Origin of the sequence: Ferruginivarius sediminum (assembly GCF_003344765.1) — a bacterium.
GTDB lineage: Bacteria > Pseudomonadota > Alphaproteobacteria > Kiloniellales > Rhodovibrionaceae > Ferruginivarius > Ferruginivarius sediminum.
Genome location: NZ_QPMH01000003.1, coordinates 211,815 through 224,080 on the forward strand (window position 1 = coordinate 211,815; position 12,266 = coordinate 224,080).

Sequence of the window (12,266 nt, forward strand, 5' to 3'; positions counted from 1 at the left end):
CAGCGCGTAGCATTCCCGGCATCGAATCCGGAACACGCAGCGAACGCCCCGCCCGCCCATGCCCGAGCTTCCCGAAGTCGAGACGGTCTGCCGCGGCCTGCGCCCGTGGCTGGAAGGCGCGCGGCTGGCCGAGGTGATGCAGCGCCGGGCGGATCTGCGCTGGCCGCTGCCGGATGGCTTCGCGGCGCGTCTGCAAGGCCGGCGGATCGAGCGGGTGGAGCGGCGCGCGAAATACATCCTCTGCCACCTCGACAACGACGAAGTTCTGCTGGCGCACCTTGGCATGTCGGGGCGCATGGTGGTCGCCGCCGACGCCGATGCGCCGTTGGAGCCGCACGACCATATCGTTCTCGTCACCGACGCGGGCGCGCAGGTGCGATTCAACGACACCCGGCGCTTCGGGATGATGGATCTGGTGCCGGAGTCGGGGCTGGAACGGCACTGGCTGCTGAAAGACCTGGGGCCGGAGCCGCTGGGCAACGCGTTCAACGGCCCGGCCCTGGCGGCGAAGCTGGCCGGGCGGCGCACGCCGATCAAGGCGGCGCTGCTGGACCAAAAGACGGTTGCCGGCCTGGGCAATATATATGTGTGCGAGGCACTGTTCTTCGCCAGGCTGTCGCCGCGCCGCCTTGCCTACACCGTGCAGGGCCGGCGAGCCGAGTCGCTGGCGCATGCGGTGCGCGAGGTGCTGACCCGCGCCATCGCCGCCGGCGGCTCCTCCCTCAGGGACTATCGGCAGAGCAACGGAGAGCTTGGCTACTTCCAGCACGACTGGGCGGTTTACGACCGCGAGGGCGAGGCCTGTCCGGGCTGCGACTGCGAGATTGCGGCTTGCGGGGGTATCCGGCGCATGGTGCAGTCCGGACGCTCGACTTTCTATTGCCCGCGCCGCCAGCGATAGGCTACATGGGCGGATCATGATGCAGCGCACCATACGCTTCGCCCTGGCCGCAATGCTGTGCGCGGCCATGCTGCTGCCCACGGCGCCGGCCATCGAGGCGGCCGGGGACGAGCACGCCTACATCGCCGACATCGAGGATCTGCCGCTGATGGACGGCCTGGACGAGGTGCCGGAGGCCGGCGTGTCCTTCGACAAGCCGGTCGGGCGTATCGTCGAGGCCTTCGCGCACGGCGCCGTCGACCGGCAGGCGGTACGCGCCTTCTATCGGCGGACGTTGCCGCAGCTTGGCTGGAGTCGCGATGAGGCCGACCGCTTCATGCGCGAGGGCGAGCTGCTGGAAATATATTATCTCGGCGCGGACGGCGACCTGACCGTGCGTTACACGCTGCAGCCGCGCTGAGGCCTTCCACCCAGACACCTGACACGAGGGACGGGAAGATGAGCTATCAGACCATCAAGACGGAGACGCTTGGACGCGTCGGGCTGATCACGCTGCACCGGCCGGAGGCGCTGAACGCGCTGAACGCGCAACTCATCGACGAACTGGGCCGTGCGGCGCGCGCGTTCGACGAGGACGACGGCATCGGCTGCATCGTCGTCACGGGATCCGAGAAGGCCTTCGCCGCCGGCGCCGACATCAAGGAGATGAAGGACAAGGACTACGCCCAGGTGAAGAACGAGGACTTCATCACCGACGATTGGGAGGTCCTGTCCCGCCTGCGCAAGCCCACGGTGGCCGCGGTAGCCGGCTTCGCGCTGGGCGGCGGCTGCGAAATCGCGATGATGTGCGACATCCTGATCGCCGCGGACAGCGCGAAGTTCGGCCAACCGGAGATCAAGCTGGGCACGATTCCCGGCTCCGGCGGCACACAGCGGCTGACCCGCGCGGTTGGCAAGGCGAAGGCGATGGAGCTTTGCCTGACCGGGCGGATGATGGACGCCGAGGAGGCCGAGCGCGCCGGGCTGGTCGCCAAGGTTGTTCAGGCCGACCAGCTTCTCGACGAGGCGATGAAAACGGCCGAGGCGGTTGCCGGGATGTCGCTGCCGGTTGCCATCACCTGCAAGGAAGCGGTGAACCAGGCCTTCGAAAGCACCCTGGCCGAGGGCGTGCACTTCGAGCGGCGCGTGTTCCATGCCACCTTTGCATTGGAGGATCGCAAGGAGGGCATGGAGGCCTTCGCCGCCAAGCGCAAGCCGGCGTGGAAGCACCGCTGAGGCGGTGCGGCGCGCCTGTCGCGCAAAGTGCCCGCGGGTGCTTGACGCGGCGCGGCGGCGCGGATATAACCCGCGCCTTGAATTCACCCGGAACAGCCTGAGTAAGAGAGCACCATGGCGCACCACAAGTCCGCCAAGAAGCGCATTCGCCGCAACGGACGCCGCTACGAGATCAACCACGCGCGTAAGAGCCGTATTCGGACCTTCGTGAAGAACGTCGAGGCCGGCATCGCCAAGGGCGACAAGGACGGCGCGCGAGAAGCTCTCAAGATGGCAGAGCCAGAGTTGCAGCGCGGGGCACGCAAAGGCGTGATTCATCGCAACACGGCAGCGCGCAAGATTTCGCGGCTTTTCCATCGTATAAACGCGATGAGCTAACGCGTTACAAAGACGAGACTATTTTATTTCAAATACCGCGCCCTGATAACGCACAGGGCGCGGTATTTTTGTGTTTTTCCTTGTGAATCAGGATGTTATTGCCCCATTGGCAATTAGATTCGACTGTTCGCCATTCGGTCCGGTTGCCTTCGCGAACAATGACGAGTAAGTTACGAGTCCTCTCAGCGGCGGTGCCGCCCACAATAAATGGCGTGTCATGACCTGAAATAAATATGTTTAAAGATCAGTTCATGCCTCCGTCGGGGGAGTAACTGGGGTAAAGACTCAATATACTGGTCGCTGAACGCTTGTGCGCCTCTTGTTGCTATTGGCGCATAGGAAAGTATGCGGGCACAAGAAAAACACCGAGACAAGCTGTGTCGGAACTGGGGAACCTGGCGATGGATCGGTCCCGTGCCTTTCGCGGCGAACGTGCACCTGAACAATCCGAAGGAGGAGCCTGGACCGACTCTGGCCGCCAGGATGAGTCTGTCCCGCCGCTGCCCGGCGTGACTCATGCCTTCCGCGCCAAGGCTGAATGTCGGAACGACGGGATGGATGGTGTACGGCAGCGCGTGGCCGGGAGTGATCGCATGTTGGAAAGCGGGTGCGAAGGCGCAGGCGAACTGGCGGAGCAATGGGCGCGCGTGCGCGGCCGTCTGAGGACCGAGGTCGGCGAGGCCGCGTTCCGGTCGTGGCTGAAGCCGTTGACGCTGGTCGGCGACCGCGACGGCGTCGTGCGCATGGCGGTGCCGACGCGTTTCATGCGCGACTGGGTTTCCGGAAACTACGCCGATCGAATCCGCGCGCTGTGGAAGAGCGAGAACCCCACGGTTGGCGGGGTGGAGATCGTCGTTGCGCCGCCGGCGCAGAAGACGGCGGCAAGCCAGGACGCAGGCCCCATGGATTCGGATCAGCCGCGCGAGCCGGCGCCCAACGGCGCCGCGCAAACCGCGCCGGCGCCCGCGCCAAGCGAGAGGGCGCACGGGACGGCGGGGTCCGCCGCGAATGATTCGGGCCTCTACGAGACGCCGGAATCCGGTGGCTTCGATGACATCTCGGCGCCGCTGGATCCGCGCTTCACCTTCGAGAACTTCGTCGTCGGCAAGCCGAACGAGCTGGCCTATGCCGCCGCGCGGCGCGTCGGCGAGGCGGATGCCGTCCCGTTCAACCCACTGTTCCTCTATGGCGGGGTGGGCCTCGGCAAGACCCACCTGATGCATGCCATCGCCTGGCACATCCGCGCGCGCAGCCCGCGCAAGAAGATCATCTATCTGTCGGCCGAGAAGTTCATGTACCAGTTCGTGCGGGCGCTGCGCACGAAGAACACCATGGCCTTCAAGGAGCAGTTCCGCTCGGTCGACGTGCTGATGATCGACGACGTCCAGTTCATTGGCGGGCGCGAGGCGACGCAGGAGGAGTTCTTCCACACCTTCAACGCCCTGGTGGACCAGAACCGGCAGGTGGTGATCTCCGCCGACAAGAGTCCCTCGGACCTGGAGGGCGTGGAAGAGCGCATGCGCTCCCGCCTCGGCTGGGGTCTCGTCGCCGACATCCACCCCACGACCTACGAGTTGCGGTTGTCGATCCTGCAGGCCAAGGCCGAGGAGATGGGCGTGGCGATTCCGGCCAAGGTGACGGAGTTCCTGGCCCACAAGATCACCTCCAACGTCCGCGAGCTGGAAGGCGCGCTGAACCGGATCGTAGCGCACGCGACGCTGGTCGGCCGCTCGATCACGCTGGAGACGACGCAGGACGTGCTGCACGACGTCCTGCGCGCCAACGACCGCCGCGTCACCATCGAGGAAATCCAGAAGAAGGTGGCCCAGCACTACAACGTCCGCGTCTCGGACATGAGTTCGGCCCGCCGGGCGCGCGCCGTGGCCCGCCCCCGGCAGGTCGCGATGTACCTGGCCAAGCAGCTCACCGCCCGCTCCCTTCCCGAGATCGGACGGAAGTTCGGCGGCCGGGACCACACCACCGTCATGCACGCGGTACGCAAGGTCGACGAGTTGCGGGCCACCGACGCCGCCTTCGCCGAGGACGTCGACCTGCTGAAACGCATGCTGGAAGGCTGATCCGCGGGCTTTGCCGCGGACCTTGCGGCCCGCCCGGCGGCATGCCGCCGCCGGTGTATGCGGGGTTATGGTTCCCGGGCATCCATGTGCTATATTTGCCGGCCGATTCGCGCGGACCGGTTCGCTCCGGCTGCCGCGCCGCGCGGTCGGGAGATCCATGATGGCTGGCCGCCGCCCCGATGCGGTGCCGCGAGCGGTCGGCCTCCGCGCAGAACACCGGGAAAAGGCCCGGCGGAAGTAGTCGAAGACTGGTCCCATGAATGGGTCAACGGGGTCCCATGAAGCTCACGATTGAACGCGCCGCTCTCCTGAAATCTCTGGGTCACGTCCACAGCGTGGTCGAGCGCCGAAACACGATTCCGATTCTCTCGAACGTCCTGCTGGACGCGAGGGACGGCCGGCTGGGGCTTACCGCCACCGACATGGATCTCACCATCGTCGAGGAGGTCGCGGCCGAAGTGGGCGAGCCCGGCGCCACCACCGCACCGGCGCACACGCTGTACGACATCGTGCGCAAGCTGCCCGACGGCGCGCAGATCGAGCTGGCGGTCCAGGGCGACGGCGGGCAGATGAAGCTGACGGCGGGGCGCTCCACGTTCCAGCTTGCGACGCTGCCGAAGGAGGACTTCCCAGCCGCCAACGACGGGGAGCTGCCGCAGGGCTTCACGATGCACAGCGAGGAGTTGCGCCATCTGATCGACCGCACGCGCTTCGCCATCTCGACGGAAGAGACCCGTTACTATCTGAACGGCATCTATCTCCACGCGACAAAGGGCAACGAATCGCAGGTTCTGCGCGGTGTCGCCACGGATGGCCACCGCCTGGCGCGCTTCGAGATGTCGCTGCCCGACGGCGCGGCCGGCATCCCCGGCGTGATCATCCCGCGCAAGACGGTGAACGAGCTGCGCAAGCTGATCGACGAGACCGAGGGCGCGATCGAGATCGGGCTGTCGGACACCAAGGTCCGCTTCAAGTTCGATTCGACCCTGCTGACCTCGAAACTGATCGACGGCACCTTCCCGGATTACGAGCGGGTGATCCCCTCGGGCAACGACAAGACGATGAACGTGGATTGCAAGGTCTTCGCCAAGGCGGTGGACCGCGTTTCCACCATCTCGACCGAGAAAAGCCGCGCCGTGAAGCTCAGCCTGGAGGACGGCACCCTGACGCTCTCGGCCACCAGCCCCGAGAACGGCAGCGCCAGCGAGGAGCTTGAGGTCAACTACGGTGGCGAGCGGATCGAGATCGGCTTCAACTCGCGCTATCTTCTAGACATCGCCGAGCGGATCGACGGCGGCGAGGCGGAGTTCAGCCTGTCGGATTCGGCTTCGCCGACGATCGTGCGCGACGTGAGCGACAGCAGCGCGCTTTACGTCCTGATGCCGATGCGCGTGTGAGAAATCACGCGGCTTTAGGGTTCGCGGAATTGCGCACCAGGATTTGATGGAGCATGCCACGCTGACAGCGCCGCGCGGCCACGCGGGCGGAACGACGGAGGGCGCAGCCCAGGGTGCGTACCACCGCCCTGCCCTATGGATCGAAACGCTCCGTCTGACGGCGTTTCGGAACTATGCGCGCGCCGACATCGTCTGCGACGGCCGGCCGGTCGTGCTGACCGGACCGAACGGCGCCGGCAAGACCAACCTGCTGGAGGCGATCTCCTTCCTGGCGCCGGGCCGGGGCCTGCGCCGGGCGCGCATGTCGGAGGTGGAGCGCCAGTCCGACGGGCGGGAAGACCCCGCCACGCAGCCGGGAACCGCGTGGGCCGTGGCGGCGCGGGTCCATACGCCCGACGGTGAGCGCGACATCGGCACGGGCCGCGATCCGGCCGCCGAGGGACGGGAGCGCCGGGCCGTGCGGCTTGACGGTGGAAATGCCGGCAGTCAGCAGGCGCTTGGCGAGGTGGTGGCGATCACCTGGCTGCTGCCGTCGATGGACCGTCTGTTCCAGGAGTCGCCCTCGGGCCGGCGGCGCTTCCTGGACCGGCTGGTCTTCGGCCTGGATCCCGCTCACGCAGGCCGGGTCAACAAGTACGAACATGCCATGCGCGAGCGGGCGCGCCTGCTGCGCCAGGGCCGGCCGGCCGATCCCGCCTGGCTGGCGGCGCTGGAGCAGCGGATGGCCGAGACCGGCGTTGCCATCGCCGCCGCGCGGCGGGATTTGGTGGACCGCCTGGCCCGCGCCTGCCGGCGGGAGCCGGGGCCGTTTCCGAAGGCCGGCCTGGGTCTCGCCGGGGACATCGAGACTTGGCTGGACGAGCTGTCGGCGCTGGACGCGGAAGACAGGCTGCGCGCCGCACTGGAATCGGCGCGGGAGCGCGACGCGGAAAGCGGCGGGGCGGCCCATGGACCGCATCGCGGCGATCTGGTCGCCCGCCATCTGGAAAAGGACCGCCCGGCGGAGATGTGCTCCACCGGGGAGCAGAAGGCACTTTTGATCTCGCTGGTGCTGGCTCACGCCCGGCTGCTCTCGGCCGAGCGGGGTTTTCCGCCATTGGTCCTGCTGGACGAGGTGGCGGCGCACCTGGACGAGGATCGGCGGCATGGACTGTTCGAGGAACTTCTGGGGCTGGGGGCGCAAGCGTGGCTGACCGGAACCGACAGCAGCCTGTTCGACGGGCTGGGCGAGCGCGCCCAGGCATTCGAGGTATGCGATGCACGGATCACGGCGCATGGCTGACGTGCAGGAAATCTCCTTTCACCATCACTATATAACGTATCGATGACACAAGATCCGGAACGCCAGGAATTGGAACCCGAAACCGACGTGGAGCGCCGCAGCGCGGCCTCGGCGGCTTACGGTGCTGAATCGATCAAGGTGCTGCGCGGGCTGGAAGCCGTGCGCAAGCGCCCTGGCATGTATATCGGGGACACCGACGACGGCTCGGGCCTGCACCATATGGTCTACGAGGTCGTCGACAACTCGATCGACGAGGCGCTCGGTGGCTATTGCGACCGCATCGACGTGACGCTGAATGCCGACGGCTCGGTCACGGTGACCGACAACGGGCGCGGCATTCCCGTGGACATGCACCCGGAGGAGGGCGTCTCGGCGGCCGAGGTCATCATGACGCGGCTGCACGCCGGTGGTAAGTTCGACCAGAACTCCTACAAGGTATCGGGCGGCCTGCACGGCGTCGGCGTTTCCGTGGTGAACGCCCTGTCGGAGAGCCTGGAACTGGCCATTCACCGCAACGGCCGAAAATACCTCTGCGCCTTCGCCGACGGCGAAACCGTCAAGCCGTTGACCGACGTGGGAGCGGCCGAAGGCAGCGGCACCGCCGTCACCTTCCTGGCGTCCAGGGACATCTTCACCCGCACCGACTACGACTTCGACGCGCTGGAACATCGCCTGCGCGAGCTGGCCTTCCTCAATTCGGGCGTCACGCTGAACCTGATCGACGAACGCGGCGAAGAGCCACGCCGCGTCGAGATGCACTACGATGGCGGCATCGTCGCGTTCGTGCACTATCTCGACCGCAACAAGCAGGCGCTGATCGAGCCGCCGGTCTCGGTGAAGGACGAGAAGTCCGGCATCGTGGTGGAAGCCGCGTTGCAGTGGACGGACACTTACCACGAGACCGTTCTGTGCTTCACCAACAACATCCCGCAGAAGGATGGCGGCACGCACATGGCCGGCTTCCGCGCGGCACTGACGCGGCAGATCAACAACTACGCGCAGGAATCCGGCCTCATCAAGAAGGAGAAGGTGACGCTGACCGGCGACGACGCGCGCGAGGGGCTGACCTGCGTGCTGTCGGTCAAGGTGCCGGACCCGAAGTTCTCCAGCCAGACCAAGGACAAGCTGGTGTCCTCCGAGGTTCGGCCGGTCGTGGAGAGCGTGCTCAACGAGCACCTGCACCGCTATTTCGAGGAGCACCCGAACGAGGCCAAGCGTGTCGTCGGCAAGGTCGCCGAGGCGGCCGCCGCGCGCGAGGCGGCGCGCAAGGCGCGCGAACTGACGCGGCGCAAGGGCGCGCTGGACGTCGCCAACCTGCCCGGCAAGCTGGCCGACTGCCAGGAGCGCGATCCGTCGCGCTCGGAACTCTTCATCGTCGAGGGCGACAGCGCCGGCGGCTCGGCCAAGCAGGGCCGCGACCGGCGGTTCCAGGCCATCCTTCCACTGCGCGGCAAGATCCTGAACGTGGAGCGCGCGCGCTTCGACAAGATGCTGTCCTCGCAGGAGATCGGCACGTTGATCACCGCGCTTGGCACCGGCATCGGCCGCGAGGAGTTCAATCCGGACAAGCTGCGCTATCACAAGATCATCATCATGACGGACGCGGACGTGGACGGCAGCCACATCCGCACCCTTCTGCTGACCTTTTTCTACCGTCAGATGCCCGAACTGATCGATCGCGGCCACCTCTATATCGCCCAGCCGCCGCTTTACCGCATCAAGCGCGGCCAGAAGCAGGAGTACCTGAAGGGTGAGCGCGAGATGGAGGAATACCTGATCGCGCAGGGTGTCGACGGCAGCGTGCTGATCCTGGCGGACGGCCAGCAGATCGCCGCCAACGACCTCCTCGACCATGTCGGCCGGGCGAACCGGGCGCAGCACTTGATGTCGCCGATGATCCGAAAGGTGGGCAGCGCCCGCGTGGTGGAGCAGGCGGCGGTGCTGGACGCGCTCTCCCCCGCCCTGCTGGAGGATGTCGACGGCGCCGCCGCGCGGGCCGAGGCTTTGGCCGCGCGCCTGAATCGCCTTGCCGAGGAAGGCGAGAAGGAATGGGCCGGCACGGTCGAGGGCGAGGGCAACCTCGTCCTCACGCGCACACTGCGCGGGGTGACCGAGCGCCGGGTCATCGACCACAACCTGCTGAAGAGCGCGGAGGCGCGCCGCCTGCACGAGATGGCCGGAGAGCTGAAGGCCATTTACGGCGACACCGCGCGGCTGGAATCCAAGGACAAGACCTATCCGATATGGGGTCCGCTGGATTTGGCGGATGCGATCATGGCGCTGGGCCGCAAGGGCATCACCGTGTCGCGCTACAAGGGGCTTGGTGAAATGAACCCGGGCCAGCTCTGGGAAACCACGCTTGACCCGGAGGCACGTTCGCTGTTGCAGGTGAAGGTGGCCCACGGCGACCAGGCGGAGGATATCTTCTCCACCCTGATGGGCGACGTGGTCGACCCGCGCCGGGAGTTCATCCAGTCGCACGCCCTGGAGGTCGCGAACCTCGACGTCTAGGACAGCCCGGTTCGCCAGGGGCGCGACCCGACAGGCCAGCGTGCCGCAACGCCGCATGGGACAGGGCAAGGGTAACGTGCGCTATCAGGTCGGCTGCATCCTGGAATATCAAGTTTCCACGCCATCGACGTTCATCATGAACATCGGCGTCGCGCGCACGCGCCATCAAAGCGCCGAGTGGGAGGACTTGCGCATCACGCCCGAGGTGCAGCGGGACTTTCACGAAGACCCGGCCACGGGCAACCGCTATCACCGCTTCGTCGCGCCCGTGTGTCACCTGAGCCTGCGCTACACGGCGCTGGTGGAGCACGCCCCGGACGTTCAGGACCCCGCCGCGATCCCGGCCGTGCCGCCCGAGCGCCTGCCGCTGGAGACGCTGCCCTATCTGCTGCCCAGCCGCTATTGCCAGTCGGACCACCTGATGCGTCTGGCGCACCGGGAGTTCGGCGGCATTTCGCCCGGCTATCCGCAGGTGCAGGCGATCTGCGAGTGGATCGCGGCCAACGTCGACTATCTGGCCGGCAGCACCGGTTCGCTGACCTCGGCCTTCGACACGGCGACGCAGCGCGTTGGCGTGTGCCGCGACTTCGCGCATCTGGGTATTGCCTTCTGCCGCGCCATCAACATCCCGGCGCGCTTCGTCAGCGGCTATGCCCACAATCTGAGGCCGCCCGACTTTCATGCGATGTTCGAGGCCTGGCTGGGCGACCGCTGGTACCTGTTCGACCCGACACGGCAGGTCTCGCCCATGGGCATGGTGCGTATCGGGACCGGCCGCGACGCGGCGGACGTGTCCTTCGCGCTGATTATCGGGCCCGCCGTCATGACCTATATGCAGGTGTACGCGGAGCCGGCGGACGGCGACGCGGTGGAGGCGGAGCGGCCGACCAACCTTGCGATCACGACGGCATAGCCGCGTGCGCCCCGGCGGCGGCGATCGGGTGAAAACACGATGACCCGGCTGAGAATCAACCACATCACGACATACGAGTACCCGCGGCCCGTCGGCTTCGGCGAGCATCGCCTGCTGTTCCGGCCGCGCGACAGTCACGACATCCGCCTCGTCTCGACCCGCCTGGCCATCACGCCGAAGGCGCAGTTGCGCTGGCTGCACGACGTTTTCGGCAATTCCATCGCGGTTGCCAGCTTTGCCGGAGAGAACGCGCTGCTGCGCTTCGAAAGCGATATCGTCATCCAGCACTACGGCGTCAACGATCCAAGCATTCCCATCGAGGACTACGCCCGCACGCTGCCGTTCAGCTATCCCGCCAGCGAGCAGCCGGACCTCAGCGCCCTGGTGGCACGCCACGACCCCGATCCGGACGGCGTCACGGACGCCTGGGCGCGGCAGTTCCTGGCGCAAAGCGGGGCGAGCGACACCATGGACACGCTCGCCCGGATGACGCGGACGATCCGGGACGACTTCACCTATGCGGCGCGCGAGGAAGAGGGCGTGCAAAGCTCGGTCGAGACGATACGGCTGGGCTCCGGTTCATGCCGCGACTTCGCACTATTGATGATGGAAGCCGCGCGCGCGCTCGGCCTCGCGGCCCGCTTCGTCACCGGCTACCTTTACGACCCCGCGCTCGACACCGGTGTGGACAGCGGCACGGTGGGCGCGGGCGCCACGCATGCCTGGTGCCAGATCTACTTGCCGGGCATGGGCTGGACCGAGTTCGACCCCACGAACGGCAGCTATTGCGGCACCAACCTGATCCGCATCGGCGTCGCCCGCAGGCCGGAGCAGGCAAAGCCCGTGCAGGGCACCTTTATCGGCGATCCCGGCGGCCCTCCCACCATGACGGTCCAGGTCAAGGTCACGCGCGAGGCGGAGCCGGTAGCCACCACCGCCGCCTCGTGACACTGGAAATCCCCGCCGATCTTGGTGCCGCGTGTCTGGACAGTTAATCTGACCACTCGGATGTGGCGCTTCGACGCACAGGCAGGGAGGGCCAGACCATGACGGGAAAAACCGAGGACCGGATCGAGGTCGTTCAGGACGACATCACCAGGCTTGACGTCGACGCAATCGTCAACGCCGCCAATTCGCAACTGAAGCGCGGCGGCGGCGTGGACGGCGCGATCCATCGCGCGGCCGGCCCGGAACTCCAGAAGGCTTGCAACGAAATCGGCAGCTGCCCGACCGGCGAGGCCGTGGTCACGCCCGGCTTCAACTTGCCGGCCCGTCACGTCATCCACACGGTCGGTCCGGTGTGGGGCGGCGGCGGAAAGGGAGAGGACGACGCGCTTGCCGACGCATATCGCAACTCGCTTCAGCGCGCTAAGGAACAGGGCGCGCGAAGCGTCGCGTTCCCGGCCATCTCCACCGGTGTTTACGGCTATCCGCTGGAGCGCGCCACGGATATTGCGGTGCGAACGGTCCGCGACTGGTTGCAGGACCACGATCTGCCGGAAAGGGTCTTTTTCTGTGCCCTCGACGACGCGACGAAGGAGACCTACGAGCGGGCACTCGCCGGCTGAGACGCAACCGGCGCGCGCTTGTC

The 12,266-nt window shown here is 66.8% G+C and carries 11 protein-coding genes; all 11 read left to right on the top strand.

All coding sequences use genetic code 11. The features are described 5' to 3' along the window. Positions 1–58 precede the first annotated feature (58 nt). The 11 genes from mutM (at position 59) to DRB17_RS04795 (ending at position 12,243) form a co-directional block, all read left to right on the top strand. Positions 59–901 carry a bifunctional DNA-formamidopyrimidine glycosylase/DNA-(apurinic or apyrimidinic site) lyase gene (mutM, locus tag DRB17_RS04745; protein WP_114581033.1) on the top strand — a complete coding sequence of 281 codons (843 nt, stop codon included), beginning with the start codon at positions 59–61 and terminating at the stop codon, positions 899–901. A 16-nt stretch (positions 902–917) separates the two neighbouring features. Then, positions 918–1,301, top strand: a complete 384-nt coding sequence (locus DRB17_RS04750; RefSeq protein ID WP_114581034.1) for a hypothetical protein — start codon at positions 918–920, stop codon at positions 1,299–1,301. A 38-nt stretch (positions 1,302–1,339) separates the two neighbouring features. Beyond that, positions 1,340–2,116, top strand: a complete 777-nt coding sequence (locus DRB17_RS04755; RefSeq protein ID WP_114581035.1) for an enoyl-CoA hydratase — start codon at positions 1,340–1,342, stop codon at positions 2,114–2,116. Between the two features lie 114 nt (positions 2,117–2,230). After that, on the top strand, positions 2,231–2,494 hold the full coding sequence (rpsT, locus tag DRB17_RS04760) for a 30S ribosomal protein S20 (protein ID WP_114581036.1): 264 nt from the start codon (positions 2,231–2,233) through the stop codon (positions 2,492–2,494). A gap of 593 nt (positions 2,495–3,087) precedes the next feature. After that, complete coding sequence (dnaA, locus tag DRB17_RS04765; protein ID WP_114581037.1) at positions 3,088–4,572, top strand: chromosomal replication initiator protein DnaA; 1,485 nt, start codon at positions 3,088–3,090, stop codon at positions 4,570–4,572. 278 nt (positions 4,573–4,850) lie between these two features. Then, the gene (dnaN, locus tag DRB17_RS04770; RefSeq protein ID WP_114581038.1) at positions 4,851–5,969 is read left to right on the top strand and encodes a DNA polymerase III subunit beta; all 1,119 of its coding nucleotides are present in this window, start codon (positions 4,851–4,853) and stop codon (positions 5,967–5,969) included. A gap of 46 nt (positions 5,970–6,015) precedes the next feature. Beyond that, positions 6,016–7,251, top strand: a complete 1,236-nt coding sequence (gene recF / locus DRB17_RS04775) for a DNA replication/repair protein RecF (RefSeq protein WP_114581039.1) — start codon at positions 6,016–6,018, stop codon at positions 7,249–7,251. Between the two features lie 42 nt (positions 7,252–7,293). Further along, positions 7,294–9,762, top strand: coding sequence for a DNA topoisomerase (ATP-hydrolyzing) subunit B (gyrB, locus tag DRB17_RS04780; RefSeq protein ID WP_114581040.1), 2,469 nt, complete (start codon positions 7,294–7,296; stop codon positions 9,760–9,762). Between the two features lie 40 nt (positions 9,763–9,802). Beyond that, complete coding sequence (locus tag DRB17_RS04785; RefSeq protein ID WP_206607781.1) at positions 9,803–10,675, top strand: transglutaminase-like domain-containing protein; 873 nt, start codon at positions 9,803–9,805, stop codon at positions 10,673–10,675. Positions 10,676–10,714: 39 nt separating this feature from the next. Then, positions 10,715–11,623: a transglutaminase family protein gene (locus tag DRB17_RS04790; protein WP_114581041.1), complete on the top strand. Its 909-nt coding sequence runs from the start codon at positions 10,715–10,717 to the stop codon at positions 11,621–11,623. 98 nt (positions 11,624–11,721) lie between these two features. Beyond that, entirely contained in the window at positions 11,722–12,243 is a 522-nt protein-coding gene (locus tag DRB17_RS04795; protein ID WP_114581042.1) for an O-acetyl-ADP-ribose deacetylase, read from the top strand. Positions 12,244–12,266: the final 23 nt, after the last annotated feature.

What these genes read in the sequence shown, in the direction of transcription:
- mutM (WP_114581033.1), top strand. Translation starts at nt 59, where the DNA reads ATGCCCGAGCTTCCCGAAGTCGAGACGGTCTGCCGCGGCCTGCGCCCG.
- DRB17_RS04750 (WP_114581034.1), top strand. Translation starts at nt 918, where the DNA reads ATGATGCAGCGCACCATACGCTTCGCCCTGGCCGCAATGCTGTGCGCG.
- DRB17_RS04755 (WP_114581035.1), top strand. Translation starts at nt 1,340, where the DNA reads ATGAGCTATCAGACCATCAAGACGGAGACGCTTGGACGCGTCGGGCTG.
- rpsT (WP_114581036.1), top strand. Translation starts at nt 2,231, where the DNA reads ATGGCGCACCACAAGTCCGCCAAGAAGCGCATTCGCCGCAACGGACGC.
- dnaA (WP_114581037.1), top strand. Translation starts at nt 3,088, where the DNA reads ATGTTGGAAAGCGGGTGCGAAGGCGCAGGCGAACTGGCGGAGCAATGG.
- dnaN (WP_114581038.1), top strand. Translation starts at nt 4,851, where the DNA reads ATGAAGCTCACGATTGAACGCGCCGCTCTCCTGAAATCTCTGGGTCAC.
- recF (WP_114581039.1), top strand. Translation starts at nt 6,016, where the DNA reads ATGGAGCATGCCACGCTGACAGCGCCGCGCGGCCACGCGGGCGGAACG.
- gyrB (WP_114581040.1), top strand. Translation starts at nt 7,294, where the DNA reads ATGACACAAGATCCGGAACGCCAGGAATTGGAACCCGAAACCGACGTG.
- DRB17_RS04790 (WP_114581041.1), top strand. Translation starts at nt 10,715, where the DNA reads ATGACCCGGCTGAGAATCAACCACATCACGACATACGAGTACCCGCGG.
- DRB17_RS04795 (WP_114581042.1), top strand. Translation starts at nt 11,722, where the DNA reads ATGACGGGAAAAACCGAGGACCGGATCGAGGTCGTTCAGGACGACATC.